Below are 8,935 nucleotides of genomic sequence, written 5' to 3'. Positions count from 1 at the left end.
CGGTCCTGGCGGTTGAAATCGGCAAAGCCGTTGTTGATCACCAGGCGCGCGATGGCCCGGTGCGGCACCTGCACGCCCTTCGGCGTGCCGGTGGAGCCAGAGGTGTACATGATGTACGCCGCGCTGCCGGCGTCCACCGCCAGGCCCAACGGCGCATCGGCATAACCGCTCAGGTCGAGGCGGTCGAGTTCGACTCGGCGTGCGCCGTCCACCTGGGGCTGGTCGCTGTGGGTCAGCACCAACCGCGCCTGGCTGTCGGCCAGCATGAACGCCTGACGCTCGACCGGCGCATTGCCGTCCAGCGGCACGTACACCGCCGCGCACTTGCTCACGGCCAGCTGGGCCGCCAGCAGATCGAACGAGCGAGGCAGCAGCAAGGCCACGCGGTCACCCGCCTGTACCCCCTGCTCCAGCAGGTACCCGGCCAGCCGGCTGGCCTGCCGGTCGAGCGCCTGGTAGCTCCAGCGCCGCGTGCCATGGGCCACCGCCAGTGCATCCGGGCTGGCCATGGCCTGCGCCTCGAACAGGGCATGCACGGGCAGGTCGCGGGGATAGTCGCGACGGGTCGCGTTGAACTGCCGCGCCACGCGCTCGCGCTCGACGTCCGGCAAGGCGTTGATACGGTTCAACGGCGCCGCCGGCGTGTCCGCCAGGGTATCGGCCAACCGCGCCAGGGCCGTCTGCAGCAGCTGGCAGACCAGTACCCCATCCACTTGCGGCACCGCCTGCACGGTCAGGATGAAACCGTCACCCAAATCGTCGACACTGACCACCAGCGGGTAGTTGCTGCGCTCATGGGCGGCCAGCAGTTCGATGCCCTGCCAGGCCTGCGCGCGCTCCGCCCCGGTAGCCGCGCTATGGCGGTAGTTGAGCAGGCTGGTGAACAGCGCCTGGGAGGCCGGCACGCCGCTGCAGCGCTGGGCCAGGGCCAGGGAGGCCTGCTCGTGGGCCAGCAGGCGCGCCAGGCGCTGGTGGGTCAGACGCACGCCGTCGACCACATCCGTCTCCCCCACACTGACCCGCAACGGCAAGGTGTTGATGAACATGCCCAGCGCCCGCTCGGCGCCCTCGCCGCCCTGCAGGCGACCAAGCAGCACGGTGCCGAACACCACTTCCTCGCGGCCGGACAGCTGCGCCAGCACCTGCCCCCAGGCCTGGTGCACCAGGCTGGCGACGCTGATGCCCAGCAACCGTGCCTGCTGACGCAGGCGCAGGGCCAGTGGCTCGTCCAGGCGCTCGCGGTGGTCGAGCACGTGGCTGCCATCGCCCAGCGCCCCGCGCAGGCCGAACACTTCGGTCGGCTCGTCAATATCGCCCAGCAGTTCGCGGAACAGCGCCTCCTGCGCTTGACTGTCGTCACGCAGGCGCGCCTGGGCCACATAGTTGCGGTACGGCACGCTGTCGCCCTCGGGCATGCGCCCCAGCAGCGCATCGCCGACCTCGGCCACCAGCAGTTCCATGGCGGCGTGGTCGAGGAGGATATGGTGCAGCAGCAGGGTCGCCTGCAAGCGGCCCTGTTGCACATGGCTGCTCAGGTGCATCAACGGTGCGCGGCCCAGGTCCAGGCGCGGGCTGTCCAGTGCCGGCTCAAGGTCCAGGCGCGCCTCGCGCCAGACCACCTGCACCGCTTCGTCGAGCCCCTGCCAGTGCACGCTGGTGCGCAGGATGTCGTGGCGGGCGATGACCTGGTTCAGCGCCACGATGAAGGCCTCCAGCTCGGCCTGGCCGGCAAAGGCGAAGTTCAGTTGCAGTACGTAGGGGTCGACCTCGGCGCTGGCCAGGTGGTGGTAGAGAATGCCCTGCTGCAACGGCGCCAGGGCGTACAGGTCCTGAACATTGGCCGCGCCGCCGGGGATCTTTTGCAGCAAACTGTCGAGCGCGGCCTGTTCCAGGCGTGCCAGCGGCAACATGTCGGGGGTGATGCGCGTGCAGCCTGCCGGGATACGGTTGGCCGGCACTTCCAGCGTCACCTCGCCACCCACCGCCGCCGCCAGCGCCGCCAGGCTCGGCTGGCCGAACAGCACCCGCACATCCGCCGCCAGGCCGGCCTGGCGCATGCGCGCGGTCAGGGTCACGGCCAGCAGCGAGTGGCCGCCGAGCTCGAAGAAGTTGTCATGGCGACCGACCCGGGCCACGCCCAGCAGGTCGCTCCACAGCTGCGCCAGCAGGGTCTCGACTTCGCCTTGCGGCGCCTCATAGGCCTGCTGCGTGGTTTCCGGCTGCGGCAGCGCCTTGCGGTCGAGCTTGCCGTTGGGGCTCAGCGGCAGCGCCTCGAGGTGGGTAAAGGAAGCCGGCACCATGAACTCCGGCAACTGGCCCAGCAGCGCAGCGCGCAGCGTGTCCGGCGCCTGCCGGGCGCCGGTGTAGTACGCCACCAGGCGCTGCTCGCGGGCCAGCACCACCGCCTCCTTGACCCCTTCGATACGGGTCAGGCAGGCCTGGATCTCGCCCAGTTCGATGCGCAGGCCACGAATCTTCACCTGATCGTCGTTGCGCCCGAGGTATTCCAGGTTGCCGTCGGCCAGATAGCGGGCCAGGTCGCCGGTGCGGTACATCCGGCCACCGGCCCTGAGCGAGAACGGATCATCGAGGAAGCGTTCAGCGGTCAGTTGCTCGCGGTTGAGATACCCCCGCGCCACCTGCACGCCACCGATGTACAGCTCGCCGGCCACGCCCACCGGCACCGGCTGGCCTTGGGCGTCCAGGACGTACAACGCGGTATTGGCGATCGGCTTGCCGATCGGCGTGTTGTCCGGTGCCGTCACGCAGTGCCAGGCGCTGACATCCACCGCCGCCTCGGTCGGGCCGTACAGGTTGTGCAGCTCGACCGTCGCCAGCTGCGCATGGAAACGCCTTGCCAGGCTGCCGGGCAAGGCCTCGCCGCTGCATAGCACACGCTTGAGCTGATGTGGCAGGACTTCGCCATGGGCGAGGAACACATCGAGCATCGACGGCACGAAGTGCAAGGTGCTGACCTGCTCTTCACGGATAACCTCGCGCAGGTACTCGGGATCACGATGCCCGCCAGGGCGCGCCATCACCAGGCGGGCGCCGGTCTGCAGCGGCCAGAGGAACTCCCACACCGAGACGTCGAAGCTGAACGGGGTTTTCTGCAACACCACGTCACCGGCGCCCAGCCGGTAGGCGTCCTGCATCCACAGCAGGCGGTTGACCACCCCGGCGTGCTCGTTCATCACGCCCTTGGGCAGGCCGGTGGAGCCAGAGGTGTAGATCACATAGGCCAGGTGTCGCGGGGTCAGCCCAGGCACCTCTGGGGCATGCGCCGGCTGCGCCTGCCAGGTCGGCTGGTCGAGGTCGATCAGCGCCGCACGGCTCGCCTGCGGCACGTCGCGGGTGGCACCGTGCACCAGCACCGCCAGCGGCGCGCTGTCATCGAGCATGTGACGGATGCGCTCGGCCGGGTAGTCCGGGTCGACCGGCACGTAGGCGCCACCGGCCTTGAGGATGGCCAGCAGGCCGACCACCATCGACAGGCCGCGCTCGAGGCAGATCGCCACGCGCGCGTCGGGTTTTACCCCCAGCGCAATCAGGTGATGGGCCAGGCGGTTGGCCTGCTCGTCGAGCTGGCGATAGGTCAGCTCGCCTTCCTCCGCCCTCACCGCCACAGCGGTCGGGGTGCGTCGAACCTGAGCCTCGATCATGCCGTGCAGCGTCTGCTCCAGGTCGTACACCACCGCCGTGTCGTTGAACTCGACCAGCACCTGGCGCCGCTCCTCGGCACTCAGCACCGGCAAGCGGTTCAGCGCCTGCTGCGGATGCTGCTCGAGCGCCAGCAACAGACCGTCGAGCACCTGCAGCATCTGCGCGCAGATCCGCTGTGCGCCCACCTGGGCCGACACCTGCACGCCCAGGCGCAGGCCATCGCCGAAGTCATCGACGTTGAGGCTCAGCGGGTAGTTGGTACGCCCTTCGCTGCCCAGGGTCTCGATCCCCTCCCAGGCCTGTGGCTGCGGCGCGGCGCGGGTGCTCTGGCGGTAGTTGAGCATGGCGCTGAACAGCGGCAGCGGCGCGGCCACCTGGCTGCAGCGCTGGGCCAGGGCCAGCGAGGCGTGCTCGTGGACCAGCAGCGCCGACAGCTCGCGGTGGGTGGCCAGCACGCCGTCGCGCACGCCCACCCCGTCCAGCTCGACCCGCAACGGCAGGGTGTTGATGAACATGCCCAGGGCCCGCTCGCTGCCCTCGCCGCCCTGCAGGCGGCCCAGCAGCACGGTGCCGAAGACCACGCAGTCCTTGCCGCAGGCCACCGCCAGCAGACGCGCCCAGGCCAGGTGCACCAGGCTTGCGGTACTCACGCCCAGTTGGCGGGCCTGGTCGCGCAGGCGACCATAGCGAAGGCCGTCGAATTCCACCTCGGCCTCATCGAGGGCCTGACCTTCGCCCTGCACCTCGCGCAGGCCGAACGGCAGGCTTGGCTCGTCGATACCACCCAGGCGGGCGCGGAAGAACGCCTCGTGCTCGGCTTCGCTGACGCCCAGGCGCGCCTGTGCCACATAGTTGCGGTACGGCACCGAGGCCGACAACGGCTCGGTCTGCCCCAGCAGGTAGCCGCGCAGTTCGGCCTGCACCGCCTGCATGGCGATATGGTCGAGCACGATATGGTGGAACTGCAGCACCGCCTCGACCCGCTGGCCAACCGGTTCGGTGCGATGCAGCAGGCGGATCAGCGGCGCCTGGCCAAGGTCCAGGCGCGCCAGGTGGGCGTCGTCGAGCGGCGCCAGTTGCAGCGGCGCCTGGCGCCAGACCACCTGTACCGGCTGCGGCAGGCCATCCCAGAGCACTGCGGTACGCAGGATGTCGTGCCGGGCGATGACCTGTTCCAGGGCCTGTGCGAACACCCGCAGCCGCGCCGGGCTGTCGAAGCGCAGCCGTGCCCGCAGGGCGTAGGGATCGACGCCCACGGCGCTGAGGTGCAGATAGAGGATGCCCTCCTGCAACGGCGCCAGGGGGTAGATATCCTGAACATTGGTCGCACCGCCCGGCACCGCGGCGACGATGCGCTCAATGGCGGCCGGTTCCAGGTCGACCAGCGGCAGCATGTCCGGGGTGATAAGGGTGCAGCCCGCCGGAATCCGGTTGGCCGGCACCACCACCGCGCCGCCCTGGCCCAGGGTAGCCGCCAGCGCGGCCACGCTCGGCTGGCCGAACAGGGTGCGTACATCCACCTGCAGGCCGGCCTGGCGCAGGCGCGCGGTGAGGGTCACGGCCAGCAGCGAGTGACCGCCCAGTTCGAAGAAGTTGTCGTGCCGCCCTACCCGCTCCACGCCCAGCAGTTGCGACCAGATCTCGGCCAGCAGCACCTCGGTCTCGCCTTGTGGCACCTCGTACTGGCGCGCCTGCACGTCCGGCAGCGGTAGCGCCTGGCGGTCGAGCTTGCCATTGGGGGTCAGCGGCCAGCTGTCGAGGTGGACGAACAGCGCCGGCACCATATACTCCGGCAACCGCGCCAGCAATGCCTGGCGCAGCGCGTCGGCAGGCTGCGGCTCGCCACGGTGGTAGGCGACCAGGCGATCACCGCCGTGTGGATGCCGGTGGACCAGCACCAGTGCCTCGCGCACGCCGGCCACGCGGTTCAGGCAGGCCTCGATCTCGCCCGGCTCGATGCGCAGGCCGCGCAGCTTGATCTGGTGGTCGGTACGACCAAGGAACGTCAGGCTGCCGTCGGCGGCCTGGCGTACCCGATCGCCGCTGCGGTACAGCCACTCACCCTCGGCGAACGGGCTGGCGATGAAGCGTTCGGCCTGTTGCTCCGGCAGCCCCAGGTAGCCACGCGTCACCCCGGCGCCGCCGATATGCAGCTGGCCGGCGACGCCCCAGGGTACCGGCTGGTCGTGGGCATCGAGGACGTACAGGCGGGTGTTGTCGATGGGGTGGCCAATCGGCAACGCGCCGGCAGGAATCAGCTGTCCGGGCTCCAGGGTCCAGGCGCTGCAGTCGACCGTGGTTTCGGTGGGGCCGTAGACGTTGTGCAAGCGCACCTGTGGCAGGCGCTGGCGTACTTTTCGGGCCAGGGCCTCGGTCAGCTCGCCACCACCGCAGACAATATCGCTGAGGCTGGCGCAGGCGGCACTGTCGTCCTGGTCGAGGAACTGCTGCAACAGCGCGGGCACGAATTGCACCACGCCGACCTGCTGCTGGCGGATCAGCCCGGCCAGGTACTGCGGGTCGCGCTGGCCATCCGGCTTGGCCAGCACCAGGCGCAGCCCACTGCACAACGGCCAGAACAGCTCCCACACCGAGGCGTCGAAGCTCACCGGGGTCTTGTGCAACACTGCGCCGCCGGCCGGGAACCGGCGGGCACTCCAGTGCACCAGGTTGGCCAGGTTGCGGTGCTCGACCATCACCCCCTTGGGCAGGCCGGTGGAACCTGAGGTGTAGATCACATAGGCCAGGTGCGCGCCGTTCAGCCCGGGCACCCGTGGGTCGCTGTCCGGCTGCCCGTCCCAGCTGGGCTGATCGAGATCGACCTGCGGCACCGCCGCTTCGCCGACCAGCGTCCGCGTGCCTTGTTGCACCAGCAGCGCTCGCGGCTGACTGTCGGCGAGCATGTGGCCGATACGTTCTGCCGGGTAGTCCGGGTCCAGCGGCACATAGGCACCGCCGGCCTTGAGGATCGCCAGCAGGCCGACCACCAGCGGCAGGCCGCGCTCGACACAGATTGCCACCCGGTCGTCGGGCCGCACGCCCAGTGCGATCAGGTGGTGGGCCAGGCGATTGGCCTCGGCGTTGAGCTGGCGATAGCTGAGTTGTCCGTCGTCAGACTGCACGGCGATCGCCTCGGGATCGCGCGCCACCTGCTGCTCGAACAACGCCTGGACAGGCTGTTCGAGATTGCCGGCCTGGGCCGTGGCGTTGCAGGTCTGCAACAGATGCTCACGCTCATCGTCCGGCAATACCGGCAGCGCCAGCAGCGCTTGCCGTGGCTGAGCCTCCAGACCTTCCACCATGCCCTGCAGCACCTGCCGCAACTGCCCGCAGACCCGCTGGGCGCCGACGCTCGCCGGGGTCATTGCCACCAGGCGGAAGTCTTCCCCCATGTCGTCCACGCTCAGGCTCAGCGGGTAGTTGCTGCGCTCCTGGCCATCGAGGAACTCGATGCCCTGCCATTCCAGGCGCCGGGCCTCGCTCGCCGCCTGGCCATGGCGGTAGTTGAGCATGGCGCTGAACAGCGGCGCCGGGGCCGGCACGCCACTGCAACGCTGGGCCAGGGCCAGCGACGCATGCTCGTGCACCAGCAAGGCGCTCAGGCGCTGCTGGGTCAGGCGTACGGCGTCCTGCAGGTCGAGGTCTGCAAGGTCCAGGCGCAGCGGCAAGGTATTGATGAACATGCCCAAGGCCCGCTCGGCACCTTCGCCGGCCTCCAGGCGGCCCAGCAACACAGTGCCGAACACGACTCGATCAGTGCCGCTGACGGCCGCCAACAGGCGAGCGAAGGCCAGGTGGAACAAGCTGGCGGGGCTGATGCCCAGCTGCCGGGCCTGTTGCCGCAAACGCGCGGCCAGGGTCTGGTCCAGCCAGAGGTGGGCTTCCTCGATGGCCTGGCCGTCGCCCTGCACATCACTCAGGCCGTAGGGCAGCGTCGGCTCGTCGATATCGCCCAGCTGGGCGCGGAAGAACGCCTCGTGCTCGGCCTGGCTGACGCCCAGGCGCGCCTGGGCCACGTAGTTGCGGTAAGGCACCGGGGCCTGCACTGGTACGGCGCTGCCCTGCAGGTAGCCGAGCAGCTGCGCGCCGATGATCTCCAGGGCGGTGTGGTCGAGAACGATATGGTGGAACTGCAGCAGTGCCTCGATGCGCTGGCTGCCGGCCTCATCGCAATACAGCAGGCGGATCAGCGGCGCCCGGGCCAGGTCGAGGCGTTGCAGGTCGTGGCCGTCGAGCGGCGCGACCAGCAGTGGCGCCTCGCGCCAGACCACCTGCAGCGGTTGCTCCAGGCCTTCCCAGAGCACGGCGGTGCGCAGCACGTCGTGACGGCTGATGGCCTGGCGCAAGGCCTTGGCGAACGCCTCCAGGCGTGCCGGGCTGTCGAACGCCATGCGCGACTGCAGCACATAGGGATCGTGCTCCGGCGAGCTGAGGTGGTGGTAGAGGATGCCCTCCTGCAACGGCGCCAGCGGGTAGATGTCCTGCACGTTGGCCGCGCCGCCCGGCACCGTGGCGACGATGCGCTCGATGGCGGCAGGTTCAAGGTCCACCAGTGGCAGCATGTCCGGGGTGATCTGGGTGCAGCCGGCCGGAATCCGGTTGGCCGGGACCTCGACCTGGCGGCCATGGCCCAGGGTCGCCGCCAGTGCCGCCACGGTCGGCTGGCCGAACAACGTGCGCACGTCGGCCTGCAAACCGGCCTGGCGCAGGCGCGCGGTGAGGCTCACCGCCAGCAGCGAGTGACCGCCCAGTTCGAAGAAGTTGTCGTGGCGACCGACCTGCGCAACGCCCAGCACCTCGGCCCAGAGTGCCGCGATGGTGGTTTCCACGGGGCCTTCCGGCATGGCGTAGGCCAGACCGGTGAGCATGGCAGGTTCCGGCAAGGCCTTGCGGTCCAGTTTGCCGTGGCTGGTCAGCGGCAGCTCGTCCAGGCGCACGAAGGCTTGCGGTACCAAGTGGCCCGGAAGGCTTGCCTGCAGGCCTTGGCGCAGGGTGTCGAGATCGACCATGGCGGTTTCGGTCAACCAGGCCAGCAGACGCTCGTCACGCACCAGCACCACGGCATCCGCGATACCCGGCTGAGCCTTCAGCGCGGCTTCGATCTCGCCCAACTCGACCCGCACGCCACGGATCTTCACCTGGTCGTCATTGCGACCCTGGTAGTCCAGCGTGCCATCGGCATTCCAGCGCACCAGATCGCCCGTGCGGTACATCCGCCCGCCGTTGAACGGATCGTCGAGGAAGCGCTCGGCGGTCAGTTCAGGCCGGTTGA

The 8,935-nt window shown here is 69.6% G+C and carries 1 protein-coding gene; it reads right to left on the bottom strand.

Features of this window, described 5'->3' with window-relative positions; all coding sequences use genetic code 11:
• Positions 1-8,935 (bottom strand): non-ribosomal peptide synthetase (locus LU671_RS28885; protein ID WP_232857794.1); only part of this gene is annotated, 8,935 nt, incomplete at both ends.

This window comes from Pseudomonas sp. NMI760_13, assembly GCF_021283245.1.
Lineage (GTDB): Bacteria > Pseudomonadota > Gammaproteobacteria > Pseudomonadales > Pseudomonadaceae > Aquipseudomonas > Aquipseudomonas peradeniyensis.
Note: the sequence above shows the minus strand (reverse complement) of the source record. Positions and strands in the feature narration are given on the sequence as shown.